The sequence below is a fragment of the Telluria sp. AZSoR62 genome (genome assembly GCF_058111565.1).
Genome location: NZ_JBYTST010000174.1, coordinates 1 through 337 on the forward strand (window position 1 = coordinate 1; position 337 = coordinate 337).

The following is a 337-nucleotide window of genomic DNA, read 5'->3' on the forward strand; positions in this document are numbered from 1 at the left end:
CTCAACGAAAGCGGATTTCGTGCCAAGTCCGACTTGAGAAATGAAAAGATCGGCTTTAAAATCCGCGAGCATACTTTGCTCAAGGTTCCCTATCTTTTGGTTATCGGAGATCGGGAAGTCGAGATGCAGACTGTCGCTGTGCGTACTCGTGAAGGTGCTGACCTGGGCTCGATGCCCGTCGCCCAGTTCGCTGAGTTCCTCGCGCAAGCGGTTTCCCGGCGTGGTCGCCCAGATTCGGAGTAATTATTATTAAGCGTGAAATGAGACAAGATAAACGAGCTGCACCGAAAGCCCCGATCAACGAGAATATCTCGGCACGCGAGGTTCGGTTAATTGG

At 51.9% G+C, this 337-nt stretch carries 1 protein-coding gene; it reads left to right on the forward strand.

Annotated features, from left to right (window positions below):
• On the forward strand, positions 1 to 243 hold a 243-nt coding region (locus AC3XQU_RS23405; RefSeq protein WP_489876542.1), incomplete at its 5' end, for a His/Gly/Thr/Pro-type tRNA ligase C-terminal domain-containing protein.
• Positions 244 to 337: the final 94 nt, after the last annotated feature.